This window comes from Novosphingobium panipatense (assembly GCF_900182875.1).
Lineage (GTDB): Bacteria > Pseudomonadota > Alphaproteobacteria > Sphingomonadales > Sphingomonadaceae > Novosphingobium > Novosphingobium panipatense.
The window spans coordinates 14535-30282 of the sequence record NZ_FXUI01000001.1 but is presented as its reverse complement, the minus strand read 5'-3'; the positions used below and the strand labels follow the sequence as shown (position 1 = coordinate 30282).

At 67.6% G+C, this 15748-nt stretch carries 12 protein-coding genes; 7 read left to right on the top strand and 5 right to left on the bottom strand.

All coding sequences use genetic code 11. From position 1 onward, the window contains the following. Window positions 1-238: 238 nt before the first annotated feature. From QOL62_RS00115 to QOL62_RS00090, 6 genes are all read left to right on the top strand, one after another. Complete coding sequence (locus QOL62_RS00115; protein ID WP_283404754.1) at window positions 239-1273, top strand: 2-oxoadipate dioxygenase/decarboxylase family protein; 1035 nt, start codon at window positions 239-241, stop codon at window positions 1271-1273. Next, the gene (astD, locus tag QOL62_RS00110) at window positions 1270-2694 is read left to right on the top strand and encodes a succinylglutamate-semialdehyde dehydrogenase (protein ID WP_283404753.1); all 1425 of its coding nucleotides are present in this window, start codon (window positions 1270-1272) and stop codon (window positions 2692-2694) included. The genes QOL62_RS00115 and astD overlap by 4 nt, the downstream gene beginning before the upstream one ends. Continuing rightward, window positions 2691-3908 carry a hydrolase gene (locus tag QOL62_RS00105; protein WP_283404752.1) on the top strand — a complete coding sequence of 406 codons (1218 nt, stop codon included), beginning with the start codon at window positions 2691-2693 and terminating at the stop codon, window positions 3906-3908. Before astD ends, QOL62_RS00105 begins: the two co-directional genes overlap by 4 nt. Further along, window positions 3905-4915, top strand: a complete 1011-nt coding sequence (locus QOL62_RS00100; RefSeq protein ID WP_283404751.1) for an arginine N-succinyltransferase — start codon at window positions 3905-3907, stop codon at window positions 4913-4915. Before QOL62_RS00105 ends, QOL62_RS00100 begins: the two co-directional genes overlap by 4 nt. An 8-nt stretch (window positions 4916-4923) precedes the next feature. After that, the gene (locus QOL62_RS00095) at window positions 4924-6186 is read left to right on the top strand and encodes an N-succinylarginine dihydrolase (protein WP_283404750.1); all 1263 of its coding nucleotides are present in this window, start codon (window positions 4924-4926) and stop codon (window positions 6184-6186) included. Window positions 6187-6254: 68 nt separating this feature from the next. Continuing rightward, window positions 6255-6944, top strand: a complete 690-nt coding sequence (locus tag QOL62_RS00090) for an HAD family hydrolase (protein ID WP_283404749.1) — start codon at window positions 6255-6257, stop codon at window positions 6942-6944. Window positions 6945-6957: 13 nt separating this feature from the next. Here the strand turns inward: QOL62_RS00090 and maiA are convergent, their stop codons facing one another. From maiA to phhA, 4 genes are all read right to left on the bottom strand, one after another. Next, window positions 6958-7614, bottom strand: a complete 657-nt coding sequence (maiA, locus tag QOL62_RS00085; protein WP_283404748.1) for a maleylacetoacetate isomerase — start codon at window positions 7612-7614, stop codon at window positions 6958-6960. Between the two features lie 5 nt (window positions 7615-7619). After that, the gene (locus tag QOL62_RS00080) at window positions 7620-8177 is read right to left on the bottom strand and encodes a VOC family protein (protein ID WP_283404747.1); all 558 of its coding nucleotides are present in this window, start codon (window positions 8175-8177) and stop codon (window positions 7620-7622) included. A gap of 78 nt (window positions 8178-8255) precedes the next feature. Continuing rightward, window positions 8256-9356, bottom strand: coding sequence for a 4-hydroxyphenylpyruvate dioxygenase (gene hppD, locus QOL62_RS00075; RefSeq protein ID WP_283404746.1), 1101 nt, complete (start codon window positions 9354-9356; stop codon window positions 8256-8258). Further along, window positions 9353-10207, bottom strand: a complete 855-nt coding sequence (gene phhA, locus QOL62_RS00070; protein WP_283404745.1) for a phenylalanine 4-monooxygenase — start codon at window positions 10205-10207, stop codon at window positions 9353-9355. The genes hppD and phhA overlap by 4 nt, the downstream gene beginning before the upstream one ends. A gap of 107 nt (window positions 10208-10314) precedes the next feature. On the opposite strand from phhA, the gene QOL62_RS00065 reads away from it, so the two are divergent. Next, window positions 10315-10776, top strand: a complete 462-nt coding sequence (locus QOL62_RS00065; protein ID WP_283404744.1) for an Lrp/AsnC family transcriptional regulator — start codon at window positions 10315-10317, stop codon at window positions 10774-10776. Between the two features lie 42 nt (window positions 10777-10818). Here QOL62_RS00065 and QOL62_RS00060 read toward each other — a convergent pair whose 3' ends face one another. Next, a complete protein-coding gene (locus QOL62_RS00060; protein WP_283404743.1) occupies window positions 10819-15576 on the bottom strand; it encodes an NAD-glutamate dehydrogenase domain-containing protein in 4758 nt (1585 codons plus the stop codon). Window positions 15577-15748 lie beyond the last annotated feature (172 nt).

Here is a 15748-nt window from a genome sequence, read left to right as displayed (position 1 = left end):
CGGACAATTCCCCGGTCCCGATTCGGTTTCCCGCAAGTGCGTAAAAAAGGGCAGGATGTTACCAAGAACGGTTCTGTGGAGACCGGCTCCCCTGAGAACGCCCTTCGCCGCGCGTGCTTCCGGCCGACGGCCTTTGACTGAAACAGCAGGGATTCGCGGCGGTTCCATCGCATTGGACAACATCCGATCCGTTTCCTATGTTGCCCTTCACAGCAATAAATGAACAGAGAGGGGACACATGGCTCCTGCACCGCGCGACGACGACACCCGCGCCACGATCGAACGCCTCACCGCTTGCCTGGCCGGGCCGGAGCAGGCGGCCTGGGTCGTGCGCACCCTTGCCATTGATTCTGCGATACCAGGCGCGGGACCGGGCCGGGTAAGCCGGGCGCAGGTGGCGATGGCCCTTAACGCAGCGCTGTTCCTCGACCTGCTGCAGCGAGTGCCGACTGCGGCGCGCTATGTCGGCCGAATGCGGGCGGCGGGCGAGCCGATCGTCTTCGATCACGGCGCCTTGCGCACGATAGACGGCAGCACGGGGGCCCTGCCGCCCGGACACGGTGCCTTCGGGCGCTTCCTCGAACCGCTGGGCTACGAAGTGCGCGGGCTTTACCCCCTGCCCGCGCTTACGATGACGGGTCGGGCCTACGTACACGCCGATCTGCCCGCCTCCATCCCACAGTTCTTCGTCTCGGAACTGCACGTCGACCAGCTGGCCGCCCCCGCGCAGACCGCGGCCGAAGCGATCTTCGGACAGTCCGCCGATCCCCTGGGGGAAGCGGAATGGGCTGCGATCGACGCCATCGGTCGCGACGGCGACTGTTCGCTGGGCGATGCGGAAACGATCCTGCGCGGTGCCATGCGCGCGTTCGATCGGCAGCATCCAGTGCCTGCGCTCGCCGATTACGAACGACTCCTGGAACATAGCCGCGAAGGCGGATGGATCGCCACCGAGGGCAACGCCTTCAACCACGCGACCACACGCGTGCCGGACGTGGACGCCCATGCCGAGGCGCTGAAGGCGGACGGTTACCCGTTGAAGCCGACTGTCGAGGTCTCCCGCAACGGCCGGGTGCGCCAGACGGCCGTCCTTGCCGATAAAGTGGCGCGCCGGTTCCGCCTGCCCGATGGCGGCGAGACCGTCCGCGACGTGCCGGGCTCGTTCTACGAATTCATCTCCCGCGATGTCGATCCCGACACCGGCCTGCTCGATCTCACGTTCGACAGCGGGAATGCGACGGGTATCTTTGCAGTCACGAGGGCCAAGGCATGAGCACGCTCCAGTCGTTCGATCCCGCAGACGGTTCGCTGGTCTGGGAGGGCGAGATCGCTGACGCGAACGCGGTGGCGGCCGCCCTCCTGCGCGCCCGCCGGGCCTTTGCCGCGTGGGGCGCCTTGCCCATCGCGGCGCGGGTGGAAGTGGTCGAACGCTACCGCGCCACGCTGGAGGAGCGCAAGGACGCCCTTGCACAGACGATTGCGCGCGAGACTGGCAAGCCGCTCTGGGAAGCGCGCGGCGAAGTCGCGTCCATGATCGGCAAGGTGGGCCTCTCGATCAAGGCCCAGGCGGAGCGCGCCGGCGAACAGCGCAGCGACATGCCGTTCGGCCAGGCGGTGCTGCGCCACCGGCCGCATGGCGTGATGGCCGTGCTCGGCCCGTTCAACTTCCCCGGCCACCTGCCCAACGGCCACATCGTCCCCGCCCTGCTGGCAGGCAACACGGTGGTGTTCAAGCCTTCGGAAATGACACCGGCCACGGGCGCCGCCATGGCCGACTGCTGGGCCGAAGCGCTGGTCGATCATCCCCACGTCTTCCAGTGCATACAGGGCGCCCGTGCCACCGGAGAGGCGCTGATCGGCGGCCACATCGATGGCCTGCTGTTCACCGGCTCGGCAGCTGCGGGCGCGCACTTCCGCCGCGTCTTCGCGGATCGGCCCGACGTCATCCTCGCGCTTGAACTCGGCGGCAACAACCCGCTCGTCGCGTGGGACGCCGCCGACGTGGAGGAGGCCGCCTCGGTTGTCGTGCAGTCGGCCTTCATCACCACCGGCCAGCGCTGTTCCTGTGCCCGGCGCCTCATCGTGCCCGACACCGCGTTCGGCGAGGCGCTGGTGCAGGCTGTCGCCGCCCTTGCCGACCGGCTCGTCATCGGCGCGTGGAACGAGACGCCCGAGCCCTGGATCGGTCCCCTGATCCACGAAGGCGCGGCAGCCAACGCCCGGGCCTGCTTCGACGATCTCGCCGGACGCGGCGCCCGCGTGCTCCGTCCCTTCACCGGGATCGAGGGCCGTTCCGCCGCGTTCGTCACGCCCGGAATGCTCGACGTGACCGGCGTGTTCGTGCCCGATGAGGAAATCTTCGCGCCCGTCCTCCAGGTCAGCCGCGTGCCCGATTTCGCCGCCGCCATGGAGGCGGCGAACAACACCCGCTTCGGCCTTTCCGCCGGGCTTATCAGCGGCGACGATGCGCTGTGGGAGCGCTTCCTCGTCGAATGCCCGGCGGGCGTCGTCAACCGCAACCGGCCGACTACCGGCGCCGCCGGGTCCATGCCGTTCGGAGGTCTGGGGGAGAGCGGCAACCACCGTCCCAGCGCCTACTACGCCGCCGATTACTGCGCGTACCCGGTCGCCAGCTTCGAGGCACCCGATGCCTCCGGTAACGCCGGCGCCCTCGGCGGCAGACTGAAGCCGTGAGCGCGCTCTCCGTCGAGGAGCTGGACCTGCTCGCGCCGATCGAGCGCGAAGCGATCCTCGATCGCACACTCGACTGGGCTGCGATCAACAGCGGCACTGGCAACCTGGCCGGACTTGCCGCCATGGCCGATCGCCTCGCCGAAGCTTTCGCGGCCTTGCCCGGAGACATCCGGCTCGTGGACCCCGCGCCTGTCGAAAAGGTCGACGCGGAAGGCAAGCTTCGCGAGGTGGGCCACGGCCGCCATCTTCTCCTGTCCGTCCGTCCGGAGGCGGAGCGCCGTGTCCTCCTCACCGGGCACATGGATACGGTCTATGCACGCGAGCACCCGTTCCAGACCTGCAGCTGGATCGACGCAGACCGGCTGAACGGTCCCGGGACGGCGGACATGAAAGGTGGTCTTTCACTGATGCTGGCAGGGCTTGTTGCCTACGAGCAGACAGCTCCCTCGCTCGGCTACGACGTGCTCATCAACAGCGACGAGGAGACAGGCTCGCTGTCCTCCGCCGCGTTGATCGCGCAGCGCGCGCACAGCAAGCTGGCGGCGCTCACTTACGAGCCGGGGCTGCCGGACGGCTCCATGGCCCGGGCGCGGCCCGGTTCCGGCAATTACGCCGCCGTCATCACCGGCCGCTCCGCGCATGCCGGGCGCAACCCGCAGGACGGCCGCAACGCCATCCTCGCGGCGAGCGAGCTGGCCCTGCGGCTCGCTGCTGGGATACGGGAGGGCCTCACCATCAACCCGGCCCGTATCGAGGGCGGCGCGCCGAACAACACGGTGCCTGACCTCGCGATCCTGCACTTCAACCTTCGCCCGCGTTCTCCCGAACTGGCCGAAATCGCCCGCGCTCTTGTCGATGAAGCCGTGGCGCACGCAAGCGTCACGCACGATGTGCAGATCCACCTCCACGGCCAGATCTCGCGACCGCCCAAGCCGATCACGCCGCAGACAGAGGCCCTGTTCACCCTCGTCGGCAAGGCTGCCGCAGACCTAGGCCAGCTGGGCGACGAACCGATGCGCTGGCAGGATACCGGCGGCGTGTGCGACGGCAACAACATCGCCGCCTGCGGGGTCCCTGTGCTGGACACGATGGGGGCGCTGGGCGGCGCGATTCATTCCCCGCAGGAGTTCATGATCGCCAGTTCGCTTGATGCGCGCGCCCGCCTCACGGCCCTCGTCCTGCATCGCCTCGACCGGAACGGAGTACACGCTTGACCTTTCTTCTGCGCACCGCCCGCGAGGGTGACATCGAGGCGCTCTACCGCATGGCCAAGGGCACGGGCGGCGGCTTCACCAACCTGCCGCCGGACCGGCCCACGCTGAAGGGCAAGCTGGAACGCGCCGCCCGCAGCTTCGCGCGCGACGACGGCGAGATCGGCAACGACCTGTTCGTGTTCATCCTCGAGGACACACGGGCCGGAAAGGTGCGCGGCACCTGTCAGGCGTTCTCGCAGGTTGGCACGGAGCTGCCGTTCTATTCCTACCGCATCGGCCGCATCACCCAGCATTCCAAGGAGCTTGACCGCACCTTCCGAGCGGAGATGCTGACGCTCTCCACCGATCTTGACGGTGCCAGCGAAGTGGGCGGGCTGTACCTCGACGCCACCGAGCGTTCAGCGGGCGTCGGCAAGCTGCTTGCGCGCAGCCGCTACCTGTTCATCGCCATGCATCGCGCGCGGTTTGCCGACACCACCCTGGCCGAACTGCGCGGCGCGATCGACGACGCCGGCAACTCGCCGTTCTGGGACGGGCTTGCCGGGCGCTTCTTCGACATGAGTTTCCGCGATGCGGACGAGTTCAACGGGCGGCACGGCAACCAGTTCATCGCCGATCTCATGCCCAAGCACCCGATCTATACCGCCCTGCTTTCCGAGGCCGCCCGGCAGGTCATGGGTCAGCCGCACTACTCCGGCCGCCCGGCGATGCGCATGCTGGAGAGCGAGGGGTTCGCCTTCCAGAACTACATCGACATCTTCGACGGTGGCCCGACCATGATCGCGCGGACGGACCAGATCCGCACGGTGCAGGAGGCGCGCACGCAAGAGGTCACCCGCCTGCTGCCCGCCCCGGAGAGTGAGCCCACGCACCTGATCGCTTCGGGCCGGCTGGCCGACTTCCGCGCCTGCCTCGGCTGTGTCGGTGCGGACGGCACGCTGGACGAGGCCGCCGCCACGCTGCTGGGCGTAAGCCCCGGCGACAGCATCACTTACGCTCCGGCCTGAGGGATCCCATGCGCACCGAGATCAATTTCGACGGCATCGTCGGCCCCAGTCACAACTACGCGGGGCTGAGCCTCGGCAACCTCGCGTCCACGCGCAACTTTGGCAAGGTGTCGGCCCCGCGCGCCGCCGCCCTGCAGGGCATCGCCAAGATGCGCGCGAACCTGGAACGCGGTCTGGTGCAGGGTTTCTTCCTGCCGCAGCGCCGCCCGGACGCGGTTTGGTTGCGCCGGCTCGGCACCACCATGGAGGACGCCGTCCCCGGCCTGCGGGCCAACGCTTTCTCCGCGTCCTCCATGTGGGCGGCGAACGCGGCCACCGTCTCTCCCGCCCCGGATACCGCAGACGGGCGGTGCCACCTGACGGTCGCCAACCTTGTGACGATGCCGCACCGCAGCCACGAATGGCGAGAGACGCTGGCGCAGCTTCGCCTCGCCTTCGCCGACGAGCGGCACTTCGCGGTTCATGAACCCGTGCCCCCGCCGTTCGGGGACGAGGGCGCGGCCAATCACATGCGCCTGTGCGCGCATCACGATGCGCCCGGCGTCGAGGTTTTCGTCTACGGCGTCGCGGGCGGTCCTTTCCCCGCGCGCCAGCACCGGGAGGCGAGCGAGGCCGTCGCCCGCCGGCACGGCCTTACCCCCGAACGCACGGTCTTCGCTCGCCAGTCGGACGAAGCCATCGCCGCCGGCGCCTTTCACAACGATGTCGTGGCCGTCGCCAACGAACGGGTGCTGTTCACCCATGAACTCGCATTTGCCGAGCGTGACGCCCTGTACGGCAGCCTGCGCGACAAGCTGCCGGAGATCGAGATCGTCGAGGTCCCGGCCCGCGCGGTCAGCCTCGCGGACGCGATCCGCTCCTACCTGTTCAACGCGCAGCTGGTGACGCTGCCATCCGGAGAGGCCGCGCTGGTGCTCCCCGGCGAGGCGCAGGAGACGCCCGCTGTCTGGAGCTGGCTTGAGGCCCACGTGGCGGGCAACGGCCCCATCCGCCACCTCTTCGTCCACGATCTGCGCGAAAGCATGGCGAACGGCGGCGGCCCGGCCTGCCTGCGCCTGCGGGTGGTAGCCGACCCGGGGACCATAGACCCCCGCTTCCTCGCCACGCCGGACAGGCTCGACCGCATCGAGGCGCTGGTGGCCCGCCTCTGGCCGGAGCAGATTGCGGTGGAAGACATCGGCAGCCCGGCGCTTTGGGCAGACTGCCTGGCCGCGCGGGCCGCACTCTGCGCCGAACTTGGGTTAGACGAACTGGACCGTCCCGCCTTCTGAGCGCTTTTCGCACGCGCTCTTCGCGCATTTGCATTGGTTCTTGAGACATGGCGCCACATATCGAAGACATGGAAATTTCTACCCGCCCCCGACTTCCCGATCCGATCCGCGCTGTCATCTTCGACATGGACGGCACGCTGATCGACACTGAAGCCACTCAGCACCGCATCTATGCGAAAACGGCCGAACAGATCGGCTGGCCGCTTTCGGAAGACGTTCTCTCCGCGATGGTGGGCATCAATCGCGATGCGAACGAGAGGATGCTGGCCGAACGCCTCGGTCCGGAGTTCCCCCTCGCGCGCTTCTATGCCGAGGCCGGCGTGCTGTTCGAAGCGGCGGTGGATGCAGGCATTCCGCTGCGCCCGGGCGCCCTCATGATCCTCGACCATTTCCGCGAGGCCGGAGTGCCGCTGGCGCTGAACACATCGACGATGGGGACTCTGGCGCAGCGGCGGCTGAAGAAGGCGGGGCTGCTGGACTACTTTGACGTGATCGTCACGCGCAGCGACGTGACGCATCCCAAGCCGCACCCGGAGCCTTACCTGCTCGCGGCCGAGCGTCTCGGCATGGCGCCGGCGGACTGCGTGGCGGTCGAGGACAGCTATGCCGGCGTGCGCTCCGCAATCGCAGCGGGCATCGCAACGGTCATGGTGCCCGACCTTCTGCCCGCGACGGAGGAGATGACACTGGCGGGGGCGACGGTCCTGCTCAGCCTTTCCGCCCTGCGCGATCTTCTGCTCGCCGACACGGCAAGCTGACTTTTCTCCCGGATCAGGCCGGAGGCGCGGCGGCTTCGGGCTGGTGATCCGGATGCGCGGCGAGGAATTCAGGCAGGTCACGGCACGCGGCCTCGATCCGCGTGATCCGGGGATAGTCGCCAAGATCGAAGGCGAAGCGCCGCGCGTTGTAGAGCTGGGGCAGCAGGACGCATTCGAAGTAGCCGGGAGCCTCGAACAGGAAATCGCCGGTGTCGCGTTGGCTCAGCCGCGCCTCCACACCCTGCAGCGTCTTTTCGAGCCAGCGATGATACCAGCGGTCCACCTCCGCCTGCGAATGCCCGAGGTCGTGCTTGAGGTATTGGAGCACCGGCAGGTTCAGCGGCGCGTGGAGTTCGGTCGCGATGGCCATGCCGAGTTCACGGGCGACGAACCGCGCCTCGATGTCCGACGGCAGCAGGGGCCGCTGCGGGTAGCGCTCGTCCAGCCATTCGAGAACGGCCATCGACTGTGCCCGCGCATGGCCGTCCGCTTCCAGCACAGGGACGCCCGCGAAGGGGTTGAGCGTCCGGTAGCTCTCGCTCCGCTGCTCGGCAGCGAGCAGGTTCACGGGGACAAGCTCGTGATTCAGCCCTTTGAGGTTGAGCGCGATGCGCAGCCGGTACGTGGTGGAGCTTCGCCAGTAGCCGTGGAGGCGAAGGGGCGTAGCCATCGCGGTCAGCTTTCCGCCGCAATCTTCTCGTGCAGCCAGGCCGCATGACGCGGCGCCTTGCGGGTGCGCGCCCATTCGTCGAGCATGTCGTCCGCAACCGCGCGCAGGCTTTCCATCTGATCCGCCGTGCCGAACTGCCAGGCGAGTTCAAGACGGTGCCCGTTCGGATCGAAGAAGTAGATCGACTTGAAGACGCCGTGATGCGTCGGGCCGATGACATCCAGCCCGGCGGCCTCGGCCCGCGCCTTGGCGGCAAGCAGGTCGGCTTCGCTGTCCACCTTGAAGGCGATGTGCTGCACCCAGGCCGGGGTTGCCTCGTCCCGTCCCATCTCGGGCGCGTTCGGCAGTTCGAAGAAGGCAAGCACGTTGCCGCCTCCGCAGTCGAGGAAGACGTGCATGTAGGGGTCAGGCGCCCCCGTGGAAGGCACCGTGTCCTCTGCGATCGCCAGCATGAAATCCATGCCCATGACGTCGCGGTAAAAATCCACCGTCTGCTTGGCGTCGCGGCAGCGGTACGCCACATGATGGATGCCGCCGAGTGTGGGGGCCTTGCCTTGCGTCATCGTCTCTCTCCCGGGAAGTTGCGGGCGGGTCTGCGTGGACCCGCCCGGCTCTCCCAAACCTCGTTTCGGCGAGCGGCCTTATTCGGCCGGCTCATCCACCTTCAGCACGCCGCGACGGATCTGGTCGCGCTCCATGCTTTCGAACAGCGCCTTGAAGTTCCCGTTCCCGAAGCCGTCGTCGCCGCGGCGCTCGATAAATTCGAAGAACACCGGGCCGACCCGCGCCTCGGCGAAGATCTGCAGCAGCAGGCGCGGCTGTCCGCCGTCCGTGGTCCCGTCGAGCAGGATGCCCCGGCTCTTGAGCGCTTCGGTCGGCTGGCCATGCCCGGGGAGGCGTTCCTCCAGCATTTCGTAATACGTTTCCGGGGGCGCGGTCATGAACGGCACGCCGAGCGCCTTGAGCTTGTCCCATGCGCCGATGAGATCGTCGCAGATGAGGGCGATGTGCTGGATTCCCTCGCCGTTGAAGGCCCGGAGGAACTCGTCGATCTGGCCCTTGCCGCCCTCGGCCTCTTCGTTGAGCGGGATGCGGATCCTGCCGTCGGGGGCGGTGAGCGCGCGGCTGGTGAGGCCGGTGTATTCGCCCTTGATGTCGAAGTAGCGGATCTCGCGGAAGTTGAAGAGCTTCTCGTAGTAGTCCGCCCAATAGGCCATGCGCCCGCCGTAGACGTTGTGCGTCAGGTGGTCGATGTCCGTGAATCCGGCACCCTTGGGATGACGATCGACGCCGGGCAGGTACTCGAAGTCGATGTCGTAGATCGACAGAGCGCCGTTGCCGTCCTTCTCGTAGCGGTCGATCAGGTAGATGATCGAGTTGCCGATGCCCCGAATGCCGGGAAGGTGCAGTTCCATCGGGCCCGTGGCGACGGAGACCGGCTCGGCCGAACGGGCGAGAAGCTGCGCGTATGCGGCGCGTGCATCGCGCACCCGGAAGCCCATGCCGCAGGCCGCAGGGCCATGCTCACGGCTGAAGAACCACGCCGGGCTGTGCGGCTCGTAGTTGGTGATGAAGTTGATCGCGCCCTGCCGCCAGAGCTCGACATCCTTCGAACGGTGCCGCGCGATGCGGGTGAAGCCCATGGCCTCGAACACGGGTTCCAGCACGCCTTTTTCCGGCGCCGAGAACTCGACGAATTCAAAGCCGTCGAGCCCGATGGGATTGTCGAACAGGTCGGTCATGCAGGTGCTCCGAGAGGTGTTTCCCCCGCCAGCCGTTCACCGGCGGGGATTGGCGGTTCATCCCGCCAGGTTTCGTAAATGGGGCCGAAATCAAGGCTCACGAGCGATTCGATAAGCTGAGGCAGACTGTCGAGGACGAAGTACGTCTTCTGAAAGCTGTCGATCATGTAGCCGGTTCGCATGACGCGGACCGGATCGAAGGGCAGGCGCAGCACCTCGCGGTCCTCGATCGCGTAGCGCGTTTCGCCCGAGGAGGACATGATGCCCGCCCCGAACACCCGCAGTCCGCCATCCTCGCGCACAAGGCCGAATTCGATGGTGTACCAGTAGATACGCGCCAGCATGTCGAGCGCGTTCATCTCCAGCGCACGCGCGCCGGCCTTTCCGTACAGCTCCAGGAAATCGGCTATGGCCGGGTCCAGCAGCATCGGCACGTGGCCGAAGAAGTCATGGAAAAGGTCCGGCTCGACGAGGTAATCGAGCTCATGCTCCTCGCGCAGCCACCGCGTCACGGGAAAGCGTCGGTGTGCCAGATGATCGAAGAACGTGGCGTCCGGGATGAAGCCCGGCACGGGAACGAGGCTCCATCCGGTCGCTGCTTCGAGCACGACGTTGGCGTCCTCGAAGCGCGGGATGCCCGCGCTGCAATCGAGGCGGGCCAGCCCTTCACCGAAGGAGGCGCAGGCGTGCGTCCGTACAAGCTCGGATTGCCGCGCGAAGAGACGCCGCCAGCGGTCGTGCATCTCGGGCGTGTAGGCATGCCAGTCCTGCCCGACGGTGTAATCGTCGGCGGCGCCTTCGTACTCTCCTCGAAGGCCGCTGTTGGTTGTGAGCGTGCAGGGCTTCTTCATGCGAAAAGAGTACCACACCTCAGGCGCGAGTTCCGTGCGGATTGAAGCGCACCCAGCCGGTGCTATTAGTGGAATCCACTAAAAGACACCTCTGAGGAGGGTGATACATGCAGCTGGACGAATTCGATCGCGGGATCATCGCCGCTCTTCAGGATGATGCGCGGATGCCGGTGGCGCAGGTGGCGGAGCGTGTGGCGCTTTCCGCCACCCCGGTAAGCCGGCGCATAAAGCGGCTTGAGGATGAGGGGGTGATCCGCGGATATGCCCCTGTCCTCGACGCGCGCCTGCTGGGTTTCGAACTGGAAGCCTATGTCCTCATCAACCTCGTCGCTCACGTGGATGAGAACATCGCGCGCTTCGAGCAGGCCATTGCCGAGAACCCACACGTGATCGCCTGTCACGCGGTGACGGGGGACATGGACTATCTGGTGCGGGTGATGGCGCGGAACGTGGAGCATCTGTCGCAGATCACATTGCGTACGCTCCTGCGCATTCCGGGCGTGCGCGACGTGAAATCGATCATCGTCCTGGAGACGATCAAGGAGAAGCGCTCCCTTCCGGTGGCGTGACCGGCGGCTCCTGCCGGCGCAGGAAGCCGCCTGCCCCCGACCTTACCGCGCCAGGAGGTTGCGCGCCTGGCTGGCGATCTGCGCCAGCATGGCGGCCGAGATCGTGACCGTATTCTCGGCCCGGTGAACCACTCCACGGAAGGCGTCGATGGCGCCCTTGTGCTGGCGGCCCCACTCCTCGGTCGCCGCAAGCGGGTCGCTCTTGCCCAGCTTGGTGCGCGCAAGGCCCCGCAGGAAGTCGAGTCGCATCTGCTGGAAGTCGCGCGCCAGCCCTGCCACCAGCAGGCGCTCCCAGGGGTCGGAGGGGCTCATCATCGCCGCCGTCGCCTGCGCCCAGTCGAGGCCCAGCCCCGCACCCAGGCGCGTGAAGGCCGCGACGAGGCGGCGCGGCGGTATGCCCACTTCCGCCGAAAGCGAGGCGATGCCCACGGCCCCGTCAAGGTCGAACAGGTGCGTCACCTCGTCGGCCACATCATTCGGCGCGCCGAGTTCCACCAGCCCCGCATGCAGCCTGCGCGAGTGCGCGGCCGTGCGCTCGCCCAGCAGTTCATGCGTATCGGTGGACAGCGTCGTGACGCCCTTGTCCAGACGCGCAGCCAGCTCCGAGGGCGCGAGTTGCCCGGCACCGGCACGCAGCAGGTCCGCCATGTGGCCCCGGACCGCCACGGCAACCGTGTCGAACAGCGCGATGCGAGCGGGTTCCGCCATGGGCGCGGTTTCCACCTTCTCCCACAGCGCGGTGAGCCCGAGCAGCCTGTCCGCCAGGGCGAAGGCTGCCGCCACCTGGGCGAGCGGAGCCCCCTCTTCCTCGGCCAGCTCGAACGGGGTGACAATGCCGAGGCGGTTGACGATGCGGTTGGCCAGCTTGGTCGCGATGATCTCTCGCGCCAGGCGGTGTTCCTCGATGAAACGGCCGTACTTCTCCTGCATCGGCTTGGGAAAGGCGGAAAGCAGCAGGTCGGTGAGACCGGGATCGTTAGGGAGCGTGCTGTCTTCGATGGCCGCCTGCAGCTGCAACTTGCCGCTGGAGAGCAGGACCGCCAGCTCCGGCCGGGTGAGGCCGCGGCCATCCTGCGCCCGGCGGAGCAGCACCTCGTTCTCGGCCAGCCCTTCGGTGCGGCGGTCAAGATAGCCGCTTTCCTCCATCGTTTCGATCAGGCGCATGTGCGAAGGCATCGCCTGCACCCCGCCGCGTTCGGCGATGGACAGCGCGAGCGCTTGCAGGCGGTTGTCCTCAAGCACCAGGGCCGCCACTTCATCGGTCATCGCGTGCAGGAGCTCTACGCGCTTCTTCTCGGACAGCTTGCCCGCGCGCTTTGCAGCGGCAAGGGCGATCTTGATGTTGACCTCGTTGTCCGAGCAGTCGACGCCCGCCGAGTTGTCGATGAAGTCCGCATTGATGCGCCCGCCGCGCGAGGCGAACTCGATGCGGCCGGCCTGGGTGACGCCAAGGTTCGCGCCTTCGCCGATGACGCGGGCGCGAACCTCGTTGCCGCTCACGCGCAAGGCATCGTTCGTCGGATCGCCCACTTGCACGTTGTTTTCGCTGGATGCCTTCACGTACGTACCGATGCCGCCGAACCAGAGCAGGTCCACCGGCGCGGAAAGGATGGCCGTGATGAGCGAGTCCGGATCGATCTCGCTCGCGCTGATGCCCAGCACCGCGCGGATCTCCTCGCTCAGCGGAATGGACTTGAGGCTACGCGGGAAGACGCCGCCGCCCTTGGAGATCAGGGCCGTGTCGTAATCGTTCCAGCTCGACACCGGCAGCTCGAACAGTCGCTTGCGCTCTGCCCAGCTCTTTGCCGGGTCAGGATCGGGGTCGAGGAAGATGTGACGGTGGTCGAAAGCCGCAACCAGCTTGAGCGACTTCGACAGCAGCATGCCGTTGCCGAACACGTCGCCCGACATGTCGCCGCAGCCCGCCACGCGGACCGGCTGGGTCTGGATATCGACGCCCATCTCCAGGAAGTGACGCTGCACGGACAGCCAGGCGCCGCGCGCGGTGATGCCCATCGCCTTGTGGTCGTAGCCGTTCGAGCCTCCGCTCGCGAAGGCGTCGTCCAGCCAGAAGTCCCGGCGCTCGGCGATGCCGTTGGCGACGTCGGAGAACTTGGCCGTCCCTTTGTCGGCGGCGACCACGAAGTAGGGGTCTTCACCGTCAAGCACCGTCACGCCTGCGGGATGGACCACGCGATCGTCGACGATGTTGTCCGTGATCGACAGCAGCGTCTCGATGAAGATTTCGTAGCTCGCCTGCCCCTCGGCGGCCCAGGCGGCGCGGTCGCGGCTCGGATCGGGAAGCTGCTTGGGATAGAAGCCGCCCTTTGCCCCGGTCGGTACGATGACGGCATTCTTCACGCGCTGCGCCTTCATCAGGCCCAGGATTTCCGTGCGGAAGTCATCACGACGATCCGACCAGCGCAGGCCGCCGCGCGCAACCGGGCCGGAACGCAGGTGAATGCCTTCCACCCGGCGCGAATAGACGAAGATCTCGCGCCAGGGCAGCGGCTTGGGCAGCCCCGGCACAAGCGCGGAATCGAACTTGAACGCCAGCGCCGTCTCTCCGGCAGGCGCGAAGGCGTTGGTGCGCAGCATGGCGAGCACGATGTCGCGGAAGGCACGCAGCAGGCGGTCGTCATTGATTGCGCTGACGTTCGCGAGGCCGGTGCGGATCGCTTCTTCGGCCTCGGCACGGGCCTTGGCACGGTCTCCCCCGAAGGCGGGATCGTGGATGGCACGGAACAGGGCGATGATCGCGGTGGTCACGCCGGGTGCGCCTTGCAGGGCGTCGACTACGGTGGGAATGCCGAAGTGCGTCCCGGCCTGGCGCAGATAGCGATACCACGCACGCAGCCAGTTCGCCTCCCCCCGCTCCAGTCCAAGGCCCGGTACGAGGCGGTTGAACGCGTCGTTTTCGCCCGCGCCGTTCAGGACGCCGCGCAAGGCTTCTTCCACCATCGGCGCGCGGTTGAGCACGTCCTCGGGCGCGCGGCCGTCGGCCGCTTCGAGAACGAAGTCGTGGATCGTGCCGAGCCTGCCGTGCTCCAGCGCGGTCGGGATCTCGGCGAGGACACGAAACCCAAAGTTCTCGAGCGCCGGCACCGCATCCGACAGCGGCAGGCCGCCTTCGGACTGGTAGATCTTGAGGCGCACGCGGCTTTCCGGGTCGTCTTCCCGGGTGTGGAAGCGTACGTCCCGATGAGCGGGCTGGACGCCGCCTTCGGCCGCTCCGCCTTCACCCACGGCGATGCGGCGCAGATAGGCGATGTCGATCGCCGCCTCACCCGGACCCGACTCCGTGCGGTAGCCCATCGGAAAGGCTTCTGCGTAGCGCCCCGCGACGGCTGCCGCACGCCCGGCCTCCATGGTGGCGGCGAGCGCGGCTTCCACCGCTTCGGTCCAGCCGCGCAGCATGATCTGCAGCTCACGGTCCAGATCGGCCTCGGAAGGCTCGCGGATGCCCTGCCGCACGTCGAGCGTGTAGCGCAGCATGGCGAGGTTGCCCGCCTCCACCTGCAGGCTCCAGTCCAGCGTCGGCGCATCGGCCGCGCGTTCGATCATAGTGCGGATGCGCTGCTGGATCTGCGTGGAAAGCACGTCGCGCGGGAGCCACACGAAGGCAAAGAGATGACGCAGCAGCGGCGTATGGGCGAGCAGGAGGCGCGGGCGCGGGCGGTCGACCAGAGCGGTCATGGTCATCGCCAGTCGCTCCACGTCGGCTTCGCCGAGGCCGAGCACCAGATCGTGCGGCAGGCTGGTGAGGGCATGGGCCAGCGCCTTGCCCGTGTGGCCCTTGGGATCGAGGTCCATCCGCTCGGCCAGCGCGGCAAGCTGACGGCGAAGGCGCGGCACGCGGTCCGGCGCGGTCGCCAGCGCAGCGCTCGTCCAGATACCGGCGTGGACCGAAAGCGCGGTCACCTTGCCCTCCTCCATCAGCGGCACGAGGAACAGGTCCAGCGGCACCCGCCGATGGACGGTGGACGTGCGGTTGGCCTTGACCACCAGAGGCGCGCTGACCGAGCCGGCGGCCAGCGCTTCGTCGAAGGCCGCGAAGGCGCGGGCGTAGCTGGCGTCGGACAGGACGTCCTCCTCCCAGCGGCGGCAAAGGCCGAGGCGCTCGGTGCGGCTGCCATCGCGGCTGCGCGTCACATGGCCGAGCTGGGTCAGCATACCGTCCGCGAACCAACGCAGCAGGGCGGCGCCCTCCGCATCGTCGATGCCCTTACCCTCCAGCTTCTCCGCATCCGCACGGAGCGCATCGACCATCTGCGGCCAGTCAGCCACCGCCGCGCGCACATCGTCGAAGGTGCTCTCGAGAGAGCGGAGCAAGTGGCGCCGCTGGCGCGCATCGCCGCGCGGCGTCTCGATGTAGATCATCGACTCTCGGCCGGTCGCCTCGGCAGGATCGGACACGATGCCGGTCAGCTTGCCCGCCCCGTCGCGCTGCACGGCAACGACCGGATGAACCAACCGGTCGATCACCAGCCCGGCTTCGGCAAGAGCCGCCGCCGCCGAGTCGACGAGGAACGGCATGTCGTCGTTGACGAGAGCGATGCGCAGGATGCGGCGCTCCTCGCTTACGGAGGTGAGGTCAAGCGCCGGACGCCCCGGCTCCCTTGTTGCGGCGGTGGCGAGCAGGAAGCGCACCGCTTCGTCCATCCAGCCACCCTCGGGCGAGTCGCCTGGCAGGAGCGCGCCGCGCACTTCGTCGGCAAGTGCGTTCTCCAGCCCGTTGGAAGAGGAGGCCCGGTGCTTTTTGGAAGCTTTCGGGGGGACGGTCACCTGACGTGCGCTCATAACTTTCTCCGCGATCCTCACTGCGTTGCCGCGCCTGCTTCCTCACCGTCAGGGCTGCGGCATTCTGGGCCATTTCGGCTCGTACTGCCCGCCTGCCCCGCTCCGGGCGAGGTTCTTGGCATCGATGAAGGTGTAACACGATTTCAGAGGCGCGCAACATTCGTTCGCGATG

Bases quoted from the DNA above. Each gene is read 5' to 3' on its own strand.
- QOL62_RS00080 (WP_283404747.1), bottom strand. From the start codon at position 8,177: ATGACGCAAGGCAAGGCCCCCACACTCGGCGGCATCCATCATGTGGCG.
- QOL62_RS00095 (WP_283404750.1), top strand. From the start codon at position 4,924: ATGCGCACCGAGATCAATTTCGACGGCATCGTCGGCCCCAGTCACAAC.
- maiA (WP_283404748.1), bottom strand. From the start codon at position 7,614: ATGGCTACGCCCCTTCGCCTCCACGGCTACTGGCGAAGCTCCACCACG.
- QOL62_RS00060 (WP_283404743.1), bottom strand. From the start codon at position 15,576: ATGAGCGCACGTCAGGTGACCGTCCCCCCGAAAGCTTCCAAAAAGCAC.
- astD (WP_283404753.1), top strand. From the start codon at position 1,270: ATGAGCACGCTCCAGTCGTTCGATCCCGCAGACGGTTCGCTGGTCTGG.
- phhA (WP_283404745.1), bottom strand. From the start codon at position 10,207: ATGAAGAAGCCCTGCACGCTCACAACCAACAGCGGCCTTCGAGGAGAG.
- hppD (WP_283404746.1), bottom strand. From the start codon at position 9,356: ATGACCGACCTGTTCGACAATCCCATCGGGCTCGACGGCTTTGAATTC.
- QOL62_RS00065 (WP_283404744.1), top strand. From the start codon at position 10,315: ATGCAGCTGGACGAATTCGATCGCGGGATCATCGCCGCTCTTCAGGAT.
- QOL62_RS00115 (WP_283404754.1), top strand. From the start codon at position 239: ATGGCTCCTGCACCGCGCGACGACGACACCCGCGCCACGATCGAACGC.
- QOL62_RS00090 (WP_283404749.1), top strand. From the start codon at position 6,255: ATGGAAATTTCTACCCGCCCCCGACTTCCCGATCCGATCCGCGCTGTC.